This is a genomic window from Salinibacterium sp. NYA9b (assembly GCF_976973725.1).
This window is the reverse complement of sequence record NZ_OZ333476.1, coordinates 386,325-398,721: the sequence shown is the minus strand read 5'-3', so window position 1 is coordinate 398,721 and position 12,397 is coordinate 386,325. Positions and strand designations below refer to the sequence as shown.

The following is a 12,397-nucleotide window of genomic DNA, read 5'->3' as shown; positions in this document are numbered from 1 at the left end:
ATGGAAATCACGGTCCCCGAAGGCCGCATCGTCACCGGTTCACTCACGGAGGATGAGCGCATCCTCAGTGGAGTGCTTCGTCATGTGCGCGAAGCAGCCCGCGACTCCAACTTTCTACTGCCCGGCGAGCTCAAGCTTGCCGAGTGGTTGGACTGCAGCCGCCCGCAGGTTCGGGTGGCGCTCGCGCAGTTGGAGCGTCAGGGAATTGTGATTCGCAGCCAGGGTGCCGCCACTGTTGTTGACCCGGTTGCTCTGCGTTTGAGCGCACGCTTTGAGGCGAGCGTCTCCTATGGCGAGGTGCTCGCGCGCATGGGCTACACGCCGTCGGTCGAAATCTTGACGGCCGAAACGATCGAGCTGCCCGCCGATCTTGCTCCCCTCTTGTCACCGCTCAGCACCAACCGCGCCGTGAAGATCGTGCTGCGCTGGTACGCCGACGAGCAGGCCGCGATGGTCGCCGAATACACGATCCCGCTGCCCGCCGGGGAACACGACGCGATCGACCCCACCGACCCCGTCTACGAGTCGGCAAAGAAGCTCTGGGGTGAAGGCATCGCGTGGGAAATCGTGACCGCTGGAGTTGCTCTGCTCGACGACAAGTACGCCGACCTGCTGCAACTTGAGAAGGGCACCGAAGCGAAGATGTGGGAGACCATCGGCGTCACCCTCAGCGGCGAACGCATCTTCTACGCCCTCGAACACCACCACCCCACCCTCGTGATGTACTCCTTCGTGCGCACCATGCGGGCACCGTGGAGTGCGATCCCCGGGCACTAGATTTTTAGTGCCGCCACTGCTGGCGGCCGGGAATTGTTCCCCCTCACGACAACGTTGGAGTTGGTATGAAAGCAATCGTTTACAGCGAGACCGGCGACCCCTCCGTACTTCAGTTGGTTGAGCGGCCCGTGCTCGAACCCGGGCCGAATGAGGTGCGCGTCCGCATCGTCGTGAGCGGAGTGAACCCGACCGACTGGAAGTCACGCCGTGGGGCGGCATCCGGTCAGGCCTTGCCTTTTGACGAGGTTGTACCCGGCCAAGATGGTGCCGGCATCGTTGAGGCGGTCGGCGCTGACGTGCAGCATGTCAGCGTCGGCGACCGCGTGTGGCTTGCCCTCGCCGCGTACCAGCGCTCGAACAGCGGCTCGAGCCAAGAGCAGGCCGTGCTGCCCGCCGAACGTGTTTTTGCTTTGCCCGCGTGCGCAGGCTTTGACCAAGGCGCCAGCATGGGGGTTCCCGCGATCACCGCGTACCGCGCGCTGACCGTTGCCGAAGATGGCCCAGACACACTGCATCCGGATGCTCTCACCGGCAAGATCGTGCTCGTTGCGGGTGGCGCCGGCGCCGTAGGTCATGCCGCGATTCAGCTTGCTCGCTGGGCGGGCGCAACCGTGATCACGACCGTGAGCGGACCGGCGAAAGCGGCCCTTGCCACTGCCGCGGGCGCCCACCACGTGCTCACCTATACCGACGCCGACATCGTGGATCAGATCCGGGCGATTGCGCCCGAGGGCGTCGACCAAATCGTTGAAGTCGCCCCCGCTCAGAATGCTGATCTCGACCTTGCGGTCATTCGCAATCGAGGCTCGATCTCTGTGTACGCCAACAACGGCGGAGACCACGTAACTCTTGATGTGCGCCGCCACTTCGCCCTCAACGTGCGCTACCAATTTGTGTTGCTCTACACCGTGGGCATTGATGCGATTCGTGCCGCGGCCGACGCCATCAACCGCGCTCTTGAGGATGGGGCGCTCGGCATCGGCGAAGAGACCGGCCTGCCGCTGCACCGCTTTTCGCTCGAGCAGACCGCGGATGCTCACGCTCTTGTTGAGAGCGGTGCCGTCGGCAAAGTACTGATCGACGTTACGGTCGCGTAATGCTCGCCGGGCTGTAATCGAGAATCTGAAAACGGCCGCAGTCGATCGTGGTCGAGGGCAGGTTTTCGGCTGCGGCGGGAAGCGTGAATGGTGCGCTCTGATCGTCAACGATCAGAAACGACACCTCGTGCTGGTCAAAATCTGAACGATCGACCAACCACGCATAGTCGCGCAGGGCGAAATCGGTTTGGATGAGCTGAGCCTGGTCATCCACATGAGTCTTGACGGCGCGAACACTCCAGAACTGACCAGCACCTACCGCGCCTGATGCGTTCACCCAGTCCACCGCACAGTCGAGCGAGGTGTCGTGCCCCGTTGCTCGTTGGGCGGCCGCCGGTAGCACCGCGATAACCATGACGCCACCGAGCAAGGCAGGGATGGCAGCGAAAGCGACGAGCCGCCGCCAGGGAGTCTCGGTGGGTGCCGCGCGCCGCGCATCCGCAATCAGGACGACCAGCGCAAGTGCCGGGGCAAACGCCCAGAGCTGCAGGTAGCGGGATGCTTCGGTGCCCATCAAGATGAAGCCAACCGTGGTCGCTACCGGGGCAAACCATGAATAGGCCGCAACGACAGCGGAGGCGATTGCTCCGTGACGCAGCGAGCGCACCGTGAGCCAGACGCCGAGCAGCGTTAGTGCGACGATGATGCCGACCGCGAGAACACCGGCCGGGCTCTCAAGTCGTTCGAGGAGCAGAGACCAGTAGTACTCGAAGGATGCGCGGGAGCGGCCTGGCTGGAAGTAGTTGTCCGGGTTTGCCACGATCCACGGCGCGAGCGGAATCCGCAGCAGGTACCCGAGCGCAGAGCCGCCGACGAGCGCGACGATTGACCACAGCGCTGAACGCCCCCTCCCAGCGCCAGCGCAGACGATGATCACGATGAGGACAAGCGGCGCGGTGGCCCAGGCAAGATAAAGCGGGTTGGTGACTACGGATACCGCCGCGATGGCGAAGAGGGCAATCACGAGGATGCGTCGAGGTGATGAGCTAGCAACAATGCGGCGCGTGATGCCCACGGCGAGCAGCACACCGAGAACCGTTGCGGCGTAGTAGGTGGTCACCGCCAAGAGAGAGGCGAGCTCTGGGCTGTCTCCATTGCCGGCGCTTTCGGTGCTGGCGAGGATGCAGACGGCTGCAAAACCTGCGGTCGCTGCGAGCGCCGCCCGGTTGCCCTTCGCTACCGTGACGGCGGCAACTCGAAACACGAGATAGAGCCCAGCAAAGTTAGCGACCGCCGAAAGAAATTGTGCTTCGTGGATGTCCCAGCCGAGCAGTGAGAGCACGAGGAACGCAGTGATCTCCGGCACGAACAGTACGGCCGACATCGCCCAGTTGCTCGCGGTGCCTTCGAGGATTGACCGCGAGAACAGTGGGACGATCATCGAGTCGCCGTCGAGGAACATCAACTCGCCGCGGCCTGGTGTTCCGGCCAGATAGGTGACGACAAGCAGCGCGAGACCGAGCGCGCCGAGAAGCCACAGAAGCTCGATCACAAGAGGGCGCAGAACGCGCACGTGAGGACGAGCAGGAGTTGCAGTCGCGGCGATACGCGTTCACCCCACTCTCTGCAGCGGCCTAATCGGCGCGCGGGTGCACGACGGCAGGGCACACAGTGCCACGCAGAATCTAACACCGGAGCGGCCCTGATCCGTGTAACCAACGGTCAGCCGGTTTCGTGCATCTGCCGGCGGCGAACACGGTAGAAATACTCTCACCGGTGCTGTTGCATAGGCTCATGAGACGAGTGTTGATTCTTGGTGGAACTGGATGGCTGGGCCGAGCAATCGCGCACATCGCCAGGCAGAGTGGGGCAGACGTTACGTGCCTGGCCCGCGGAGAATCTGGTGCGGCACCTGAAGGTGCTCACCTCATCCGTGCCGATCGCACCCGACCCAGCGCCTATGACGAGGTTCGCGGCCACTGGGATGCCGTCATCGAGCTCTCGAGAGACCCAGCGCAAGTGGAGTCGGCGTTGCAGTCGCTGGCGGCACAGGCCACTCATTGGACCTTCGTGTCGACGGTATCCGTCTATGAACGCAACGATGAGCCGGGTGCTGACGAGAGCGCCGACATTGTGGAGCCCGTTGATATGGACGACTACGCGCAGGCGAAGGTGGCAGCCGAGAGAGCGAGCGCCCGCCACCGCGGCGAAAGACTCCTCATCGCACGGCCCGGGCTGATCGTCGGCCCCGGCGATCCCACCGACCGCTTCGGCTACTGGCCGGCACGACTCCACCGTGGAGGTCGCGTTCTCACCCCGACCTTTGCAGACCGCTGGGTGCAAGTGATCGACGTCGATGACCTTGCCGCGTGGATCGTGCAGGCCGGGATCGCGGGGACTAACGAAACGATCAACGCCGTCGGCGACGCGCTCCCGCTCGAAGAGTTCCTCGAACTCACCGCTGACGTTGCTGAATTCGACGGGAGTTTCGAACAACGCGATGATGCATGGCTCACCGAACACGACATCCGGTACTGGGCCGGGCCCCGATCACTCCCGCTCTGGATCCCTGCGATCGATGCAGGCTTCGCCCAACGCAACAACGCACGCTACCGAGCATCTGGCGGAAAGCTTCGCCCCCTTCGCGAAACAATCACGCGAACCCTCGACGATGAGCTTTCACGCGGCAGAGACCGACCTCGCGCATCCGGGCTTGGTGCTGACGAAGAGGCGCGCGCCCTCCCGCCAACACCCTAGGAAGCTCTTACCGGGAACGCTTATCCTGCTGCCGAAGTGGCGGGCTGCTCGACCCCGGGCAGAGTCCAGATCGCGCAAGTGCGGGCGGCCGCCGAGAGCGTGAGCCCGGCGGCGGCGGATGTCAGAGTCGCGTTGCCGGAGAGGAACGTGGGAGCTGCGACATCCGCAGCCAGACCGGATGTCGCGATTGCCGCCGGCCGCAGCGTCACGGTCAGCGGCGAGCGTGCGACGACCACCAGCACCGTGGCGGCGGCATCCTCGCGAACGAAGACGAGCGCGTCATCGGCAACGTGCAGCCAGCGCAGACCGCCATGCGAGAGCGTGGGCAGCTCGCGCCGCAGCGCGATCAGCTGGCGATAGACCTCGAGCGTCGGGGCGACAGCGGGCTCGGTTTCGGTTCCCCACGGGATGGGCGTGCGCGACATTTCGCCGTCGTCGCCGCTGAGGCCAAACTCGTCGCCCGCGAAGACGACGGGCACTCCCGGCAGCGTCACCGAGAGTGCGAGAGCGAGCGGAACGTTCTCGGCAGGCGCATGGGTACGGAACCGCGCGGTGTCGTGAGTGTCGAGCGCGTTCATATTGCCGAGCCGAATGCGCCACGGAATGCTGGCCGTAAACCGCACCGTCATCTCGGCGAAGTCCCGCGCGCTGTAGTTCGGAATGCCGCCGATGGGCTGCCCGAAGAACCACGCCTCGGGGTCGACCGAACCATCCGCGGTCACGTGCGAGGTGTCACCGGGTTCGGTGAGCCACCCCCACACCGGCCGCGTGAACGAGGGGTACGTCATTGCGCCATGCCACGCATCGCCCTGCAGGTCACTCGCGGCATCATTCGTCGACTCCGCCAACAGCACCGTGTCAGGGTTCACGTCTTCCATGGTGCGACGGATGATCTGCCGCACCTCCTCGTTGAGATCCTCGGCGCCCATCCGCCCGGTCATGTTCGCGACATCCACGCGCCAACCGTCGAAGTTGTAGGGCTCTTTGAGCCAGTGCGCGACGACCGAATCATCGCCCTCAATGAAGCGCCGACGCAGCTCGGTCGAGTTCCAGTTGAACTTCGGCAGGCTCGGCGTACCCAACCAGCCGACGTACTCGGTGTGCTCGTCGTTCGTGAAGTAGTAGAAGTCGCCCTCGGGCGCATCCGGCATTCCGAGCGCCGCCTGGAACCACTCGTGCGCGTCACCGGAGTGGTTCGTGGTCAGGTCGCCAATGACCTTGAGGCCGCGAGCGTGGGCCTCGCCCACCAGACGGATCAGCGCTTCGCGCCCGCCCAAGAGTTCATCGACATCCACGAAGCTCGACGCGTCATAGCGATGGTTCGAACGGGCAGGAAAGATTGGCGTGAGATACAGCATTGTCACACCGAGGTCGGTCAGGTGATCGAGGTGCTCGGTGATGCCGTCGAGGTCTCCCCCATAGAACTGCTGCGAGCGGCCGGGCAGCACTGGGTCAACCGGCTCGCTCCAGCGCGCGGCAATCGCCCACTCGGGCTTGGCGTGAGAGTCGGCGGCGGATGATCGGGCGAAGCGATCGGGGAACACCTGGTACATCACCGTCTCCGCCAACCACTCGGGAGCAGCCGGGGTCGCGAGCAGCGCAAAGTCTTCGGAGTCGAGCGTCTCGATCGGGTGAAGCCCGCTCTGGTTGAGCCACTCAGTGCGGCCAGCATTGCCGTGCGCAGAAACGGCAACGCTCGACGTGCTGTGGCGTGGCTTGCTCTCAGCGTGATCAGCAGCCTCGTGCACGAGCAACCAGCGATAGCCATGCCGCAGATTCTCGACCACGATGTCGGCCTGCCACCAGTCCCAGCCGGCGGCGGTTCCGCTGAGGTGAGCATCCGTCCAGCGTGGTTCGTGGTCGGGATTCTCGCGCACCCGCACCGCCTTCAGCGGGCCGTAACCCACCGGCACGCGAAGGCGCAGAGTGACGGTGTCGCCGAGCGCGGGAGTCTGAGTCGAGACGTGTAGCGCCGAGCCATCGTGGTGCGGGAGAAGGGCATCCATTACTTCACACTTCCCGCGGTGAGACCACCGACGATGTATTTCTGCAGGAACAAGAACAGGGTCATCACGGGGATGGCAGCGAGCACGGCGCCGGCGGCGAAGATGCTCCAGTTGCGCGAGAACTCTTGAGAGACGAACTGGTAAAGGCCAACCGCGAGGGTCTGCTTATCGGGGTCGATCAGCACGATGCTCGCGATCACGAACTCGCTCGTGGTGCCGACAAACGACAGCAGCCCGACGACGGCCAAGATAGGTGCCACCAGACGCAGGATGATTGTGAAGAAGATGCGCGCATGACCTGCGCCATCAATCTTCGCTGCCTCGTCGATGGATGACGGCACCGTGTTGAAGAACCCGTACATCAGGTAGGTGTTCACTCCGAGCGCGCCGCCGAGGTAGACCATGATGAGCCCGATCTGGCTGTTGAGCCCGATTGCCGGGAAGATTTCGGAGATTCCGGAGAGCAGCAAGAAGATGGCGACGACCGCGAGCAACTGCGGAAACATTTGCACAAGCAGCAGCGTGAGCAGCCCCACCCGGCGGCCGATGAACCGCATGCGCGAAAAGGCATATGCCGCGAGGGCGCCGAGGAAGACCGTGCCGAGCGACGAGATTCCGCCGATCAACAGGGTGTTGCCGAACCACGCAGCGTACGGCTGCTGGGGTCGGTTGAAGAGATCGACGTAGCTTTCGAAGCTGAAGTTCGAGAAGAGCGAGTTGGCGGTCACGAGGGTGCCGCCGGGGTTCAGCGACGCACTAAACACGTAGAGCAACGGGAACGCCGCGAAGATCGACATGGCGATTCCGATGAGGTGACGCCAGCCGGTCTCGCGGAAGTAGCGCTTGAAGGGCCGCCTCGGGTGACCGACGACGTCCGAGCGCACGGCGGCATCCGGGTTCTGCTTCTGAGTTGTTGCAGCCATCTCAGTTCAACTCCTCAAGCGACTTCGTGCGACGGAAACTGATGATGGCGATGCCCGCCACCAGAATGAAGATGATGATCGCGAACGCGCTCGCGAGGCCGTAATCGCGGTTGGCTCCCACGAAGGCGACCTTGTAGACCATCGAAATCAGGATGTCCGTGGCACCAACATTCACCCCCGCGGAGACATCGCGCGGCCCACCATTGGTGAGCATGTAGATGAGGTTGAAGTTGTTGAAGTTGAACGCAAACGACGAGATCAACAGCGGCGCAACCGAGACCAACAACAGGGGCAGCTTGACGAATCTAAAGATGGCCCACGGCTTCGCGCCATCCACTGTCGCAGCTTCGGTGAGCTCTTCAGGGATGGCCTGCAGCGCCCCCGTCGTCACCAAGAACATGTACGGAAAACCGAGCCAGAGGTTCACGAACAGTATCGAACCTTTGGCCAGCCACTCGTTCGTGAGCCACGGCACTTCGGCTCCGCCGAGCAGCACCACGTTGATGAAGCCGAACTCCTGGTTCATCATTCCGGCCCACACGAGTGCCGATAAGAAGCCAGGGAACGCGTACGGCAAGATCATGATGATGCGGTAGTACTTGCGACTCTTCATCCGCTTGTCATTGAACACAATCGCCAAGAACAGCCCGAGCGCGAAGGTCGTGAACACCGAGAGGAACGCGAACGCGAAGGTCCACACCGTCACACTAATCAGCGGACCACGGATGGAGTCCTCACTGAACGCGCGAACGAAGTTGTCGAGCCCGACCTCAATTTTCCATCCCGGCAGCAGCTCTTGGCCGGCATCCGAGGTGAAGGCACCGGTGCCGATATCGGAGTACGTGATGCCGGAATTCTTGTCGCGCATGGTGCCGGCGGCTTCGTCGTAATCGAGCGACGAAGTGTAGAGGAAGGCGCTCGACCCGTCGGGGGTGCGCAACATTCCGTCGTTGGGATCGTCGGTCAGTGGGACGCTGATGGCGGCGATCTCGGTCTGCTTGCCGAGGATGTCTTGGAAGCCAAGACTCGTGTACCCGTCGAGTCCAACCGCGACGCCTCCCTCAAGCTGGGCGTTCTGCACCTCTTTGAGTGGCCGTTCGTTGCCGCCAATGCTCACGCTGCCATCGGGTTCGGTGACGAGGAAGGAGATTTCGCCCAATTGCTCAAGCACCGTCAGACGGTAGTTTGGCGAATCGGCGACGCGGTTCTGCGATGACAGCAGCAGCGAATTGACGGCATCCGCTTTCGTGGAATTGTGGCCGGTTCCGTAGTTCGTGAACGCGATGTAGCCCGAGTAGAGCAACACGAAAATTTGGAAGATCGCGAGAAAGATCAGGCCCGGCGCGAGGTACTTGGCGGGCAGCTTGCCACGGGAGAAGTAGATCCAGTTGACGAGCAGCGTGACCGCAACGACGAGTCCAGCCACGAGCCACGATTCGCTGCGCACGAGCACAAACAGCGCGTAGATCGCGATCGCGTCGACGACACCGAGACCCAAGATCTTGACGGCGACAATTTTCCAGCCACCGGCTGCGGCATCCGCAATTCTGGTCGCACGTTTCGCGCGGGCAGACTGCCGGATGGGGCCGGGATCAGTCTCGGGGGTTGTCGTCACGGGGATTCTCCATTGAAGGCGTGCAGGTCAGTCGAGCGGTGCGAACCGGGACTGCGTCCTGAGAACGCAGTGCCCGGCTCGGTGGTGCAGCGGAAGTGGCCGCCCGCATGCAGACGGGCGGCCACCGTGAGCTATCCGGCGATAGCGGTTTCGATGTCGCCTGACATCTTCTGCCAGAGCGACGTTGCGTCGCCGCCGTTGATGATGGCGGCTTCGGTGACACCCCAGAACTCCCAGACGGCTCCCATTGCGGGGATCGACGGCATGGGAACAGCGTTTTCTCCGACGGAACCGAATCCGGCAACGATCGGGTCGGCGCTTGCTGCTTCGAAGGATGCCGTGAGCGCTGGTGCGCGTCCGCCAACTTCAAACAGTGCGGTCTGCACTTCTTCGCTGCCCATGTAGTTCACGATGAACTCGTTTGCGGCGAGCGCATTCTCGCTCTTAGAACTGACGAAGAAGCCCTGCACTCCCACGAATGGTTGTGCGGTTTCGCCACCGGCGGAGGGGATCGGGTCGATCGCCACGTCGATGCCTGCTTCGACGGCGGCGGGCACGTTCCATGGTCCGGTCAGGTAGAAGGGCGATTCTCCGGCGATGAACTTTTCCTTGGCGAGGTCGCCAGTGATGTTGGTGTTGAGTACGCCTGCAGCGCCCTGTTCACCGAGCCAGGCCGCGAACTTGTCGCCACCGTCGTTGCCGATTTCGAGTGCGTCGGCGTCGTAGCTTCCGTCAGCGGCGGTGCCGAAGACGGGTGCACCGAACGAGGTCTGGAAGGGGTACAGGTGGTACGGGTCGGCCGCTTCAGGGTCGAGCCCTACCAAGAACGGGTATTCGGTTCCGGCAGCTTCGCCCATCGTGACCATCTCGTCGAACGTCGCTGGGGTGCTCGGCGCGAGGGCCGTGTTGCGCACGAGAGCGATGTTTTCGATCGAGTAGGGAACGCCGTAGACCTGGCCTTCGTAGCTCATGGCGGTGATTCCGACGTCTTGGAAGGCATCCGCTTTGTCGCCGAGTTCGACGGGAGCAACGACACCGTTGGTCACGAAGGTTCCGAGCCAGTCGTGGGCGCCGATGACAACGTCGGGACCCTTTCCGGTGGGTACTTGGGCGATGAACTGGTCGCGAATGTCACCGAATTCTTTTTGTACAAGCTTGACCTCGACACCGGTCTCGGCAGTGAAGTCTGCTGCGGCGTCTTTGAGCACGGCTGCGCGGTCGGCGTCGACCCACACGGTGAGCGCTTCGCCGGTTCCGGCGCTGTTATCTGCTGTGTCGGATGCTGCTGTGCATCCGGTCAGTACTAGCGATGCAGTAACTGTGAGTGCGCCTACGGCCCACAGTCCTTTGTTGTTCACCCTCATTGGTGCTGCCTTTCGTCAGTGAAAGCATTGCAAACTGCAAGCGCTTCCATGTATACCTCCTATAGGCGGGGTTCGGCAACAGTCGTTCACAAAATTTTCAGCATTTACCGCAAGAGAAATGAGAAGAACAATGTGGAAGCGCTTAGCTTTTAGTGCCGATGGCGATAGTGTGGCGGCTATGACTTCCGTGCTTCAGGACACCGAATGGTGGCGCTCCGCCGTTATTTACCAGATCTACCCGCGGTCATTTGCCGACGCAAACGGCGATGGGATGGGCGATTTGCTCGGCATCCGCGACCGCCTTCCCGAGTTAGCTGAGCTCGGCATCGACGCCGTCTGGCTTTCGCCGTTTTACACCTCGCCCCAGCGCGATGCCGGCTACGACGTTGCTGACTACTGCGACGTCGACCCCCTGTTCGGCACGCTCGACGACTTCGACTCCATGACGAGTCGCGCCCACGAGCTGGGACTGCGGGTCATCGTCGACCTCGTGCCCAATCACTCCTCAAGCGACCACCGGTGGTTCCAGGCCGCGCTTGCCGCGGAGCCCGGCAGCCCCGAGCGCGATCGCTACATGTTCCGCGACGGTCTCGGCGACAACGGTGAGCTGCCGCCCAACAACTGGCAGTCGGTGTTCGGCGGCGACGCGTGGACGCGCACCACGAACCCCGATGGCACGCCCGCTCAGTGGTATCTGCACCTGTTCGACACCACCCAGCCCGATTTCAACTGGGAGAACCGCTGGGTGCGCGACCAATTCGCCGACATCCTTCGCTTCTGGCTCGACCGCGACGTTGACGGCTTCCGGGTGGATGTCGCCCACGGCATGATCAAAGCCGACGGCCTGCCCGACTGGACTCCCCCGGTCGCCGGCGGAAGCATGGGCGGGGCCGGCACGACCGACGCCGAGCTTGCCGCATCCCGCGCACCGTTCTGGGCTCAAGATGGCGTGCACGAGATTTACCGCGAGTGGCGCGAGATTCTGAACAGCTACGACGGCGAGCGCATTTTGGCTGCCGAAGCGTGGGTCGATCCGCTCACCGACATGGCCAAGTGGGTGCGTCCGGATGAGATGCACCAGGCCTTCAACTTCCCTTACCTCGAGACACCGTGGGCTGCCGGCCCGCTGCGCTCGGTGATCGATGCGTCGATTAGCGCGTTTTCTGCCGTAGAAGCACCCAGCACGTGGGTGCTCTCGAACCACGATGTTGTTCGTCACGCGTCGCGCCTCGCGCTGACCGCCGAGAACCCGCAGGGTCACGGCATCGGACCGAAGTCAGCCGGCCTCCCGATTCCCGAGCTGGGTCTTCGTCGCGCCCGCGCCGCGACCGCCCTCATGCTCGCCCTGCCGGGTAGTGCCTACCTCTATCAGGGCGAAGAACTCGGCCTGCCCGAAGTAATCGACCTCCCCGATGAGGCTCGCCAAGACCCGACGTGGTTCCGCACCAATGGTGAGCGCTACGGCCGCGACGGCTGCCGCGTTCCAATCCCGTGGGAGGCGAACTCCCCCTCCTACGGCTTCGGCCCCACGGATGCCTCGTGGTTGCCGCAACCCGCAGAATGGGCAACTCTCGCCCGCGACGCCCAACGCGACGACAGCACCTCGACACTCTCGCTGTACCGCAACGCTCTCGCCCTTCGCCGCGCCCACGAGCTGGCCACCAACGAACTCGAATGGCTCGACACCGGCGCTGACACCGTGCTCGGTTTCCGCACCGGCGACGTGCGTGTCTTTGCCAACACCGGCGACACCGGCGTGGCTCTCCCCGCCGGCGACGTGCTGCTGTCGAGCGGCCCCTTGGCCGACGATCAACTGCCGGCAGACACGACAGTGTGGCTGAGGGCATAGACCAACGCGGCACCGAATTCTCGCGAATGGATGCCGGTCGATAGAATCAGCAGCGGCGCGACCGCTGTA

Annotated in this window: 9 protein-coding genes; 4 read left to right on the top strand and 5 right to left on the bottom strand. The window is 63.4% G+C overall.

The features are described 5' to 3' along the window. Together ACWFSR_RS01935 and ACWFSR_RS01930 are read left to right on the top strand one after the other, a co-directional pair. The gene (locus ACWFSR_RS01935) at positions 1–777 is read left to right on the top strand and encodes a GntR family transcriptional regulator (RefSeq protein ID WP_197108181.1); all 777 of its coding nucleotides are present in this window, start codon (positions 1–3) and stop codon (positions 775–777) included. 65 nt (positions 778–842) lie between these two features. Continuing rightward, positions 843–1,874: an NADPH:quinone reductase gene (locus ACWFSR_RS01930; RefSeq protein ID WP_447522930.1), complete on the top strand. Its 1,032-nt coding sequence runs from the start codon at positions 843–845 to the stop codon at positions 1,872–1,874. Here ACWFSR_RS01930 and ACWFSR_RS01925 read toward each other — a convergent pair. Further along, positions 1,861–3,387, bottom strand: coding sequence for a hypothetical protein (locus ACWFSR_RS01925; protein WP_447522929.1), 1,527 nt, complete (start codon positions 3,385–3,387; stop codon positions 1,861–1,863). The two genes, ACWFSR_RS01930 and ACWFSR_RS01925, sit on opposite strands and share 14 nt — an antisense overlap. 221 nt (positions 3,388–3,608) lie before the next feature. Here ACWFSR_RS01925 and ACWFSR_RS01920 point away from each other — a divergent pair, with 221 nt between their 5' ends. Next, entirely contained in the window at positions 3,609–4,571 is a 963-nt protein-coding gene (locus tag ACWFSR_RS01920; RefSeq protein ID WP_197108185.1) for an NAD-dependent epimerase/dehydratase family protein, read from the top strand. Between the two features lie 20 nt (positions 4,572–4,591). Here the strand turns inward: ACWFSR_RS01920 and ACWFSR_RS01915 are convergent, their stop codons facing one another. The 4 genes from ACWFSR_RS01915 to ACWFSR_RS01900 form a co-directional block, all read right to left on the bottom strand. Beyond that, positions 4,592–6,577, bottom strand: coding sequence for a glycoside hydrolase family 13 protein (locus tag ACWFSR_RS01915; protein ID WP_447522928.1), 1,986 nt, complete (start codon positions 6,575–6,577; stop codon positions 4,592–4,594). After that, complete coding sequence (locus ACWFSR_RS01910) at positions 6,577–7,500, bottom strand: sugar ABC transporter permease (RefSeq protein WP_197110475.1); 924 nt, start codon at positions 7,498–7,500, stop codon at positions 6,577–6,579. Before ACWFSR_RS01910 ends, ACWFSR_RS01915 begins: the two co-directional genes overlap by 1 nt. Before the next feature lies 1 nt (position 7,501). Beyond that, on the bottom strand, positions 7,502–9,115 hold the full coding sequence (locus tag ACWFSR_RS01905; RefSeq protein WP_197126063.1) for an ABC transporter permease subunit: 1,614 nt from the start codon (positions 9,113–9,115) through the stop codon (positions 7,502–7,504). Positions 9,116–9,246: 131 nt separating this feature from the next. Further along, the gene (locus tag ACWFSR_RS01900) at positions 9,247–10,479 is read right to left on the bottom strand and encodes a sugar ABC transporter substrate-binding protein (RefSeq protein ID WP_197108193.1); all 1,233 of its coding nucleotides are present in this window, start codon (positions 10,477–10,479) and stop codon (positions 9,247–9,249) included. A gap of 178 nt (positions 10,480–10,657) precedes the next feature. On the opposite strand from ACWFSR_RS01900, the gene ACWFSR_RS01895 reads away from it, so the two are divergent. Next, positions 10,658–12,328 (top strand): glycoside hydrolase family 13 protein, encoded by a 1,671-nt coding sequence (locus ACWFSR_RS01895; RefSeq protein WP_447522927.1) that lies wholly within the window; start codon positions 10,658–10,660, stop codon positions 12,326–12,328. Positions 12,329–12,397: the final 69 nt, after the last annotated feature.

Excerpts from the sequence above, each read along its gene's own strand:
- ACWFSR_RS01935 (WP_197108181.1), top strand. The coding sequence starts at position 1 with ATGGAAATCACGGTCCCCGAAGGCCGCATCGTCACCGGTTCACTCACG.
- ACWFSR_RS01930 (WP_447522930.1), top strand. The coding sequence starts at position 843 with ATGAAAGCAATCGTTTACAGCGAGACCGGCGACCCCTCCGTACTTCAG.
- ACWFSR_RS01920 (WP_197108185.1), top strand. The coding sequence starts at position 3,609 with ATGAGACGAGTGTTGATTCTTGGTGGAACTGGATGGCTGGGCCGAGCA.
- ACWFSR_RS01915 (WP_447522928.1), bottom strand. The coding sequence starts at position 6,577 with ATGGATGCCCTTCTCCCGCACCACGATGGCTCGGCGCTACACGTCTCG.
- ACWFSR_RS01910 (WP_197110475.1), bottom strand. The coding sequence starts at position 7,500 with ATGGCTGCAACAACTCAGAAGCAGAACCCGGATGCCGCCGTGCGCTCG.
- ACWFSR_RS01900 (WP_197108193.1), bottom strand. The coding sequence starts at position 10,479 with ATGAGGGTGAACAACAAAGGACTGTGGGCCGTAGGCGCACTCACAGTT.
- ACWFSR_RS01895 (WP_447522927.1), top strand. The coding sequence starts at position 10,658 with ATGACTTCCGTGCTTCAGGACACCGAATGGTGGCGCTCCGCCGTTATT.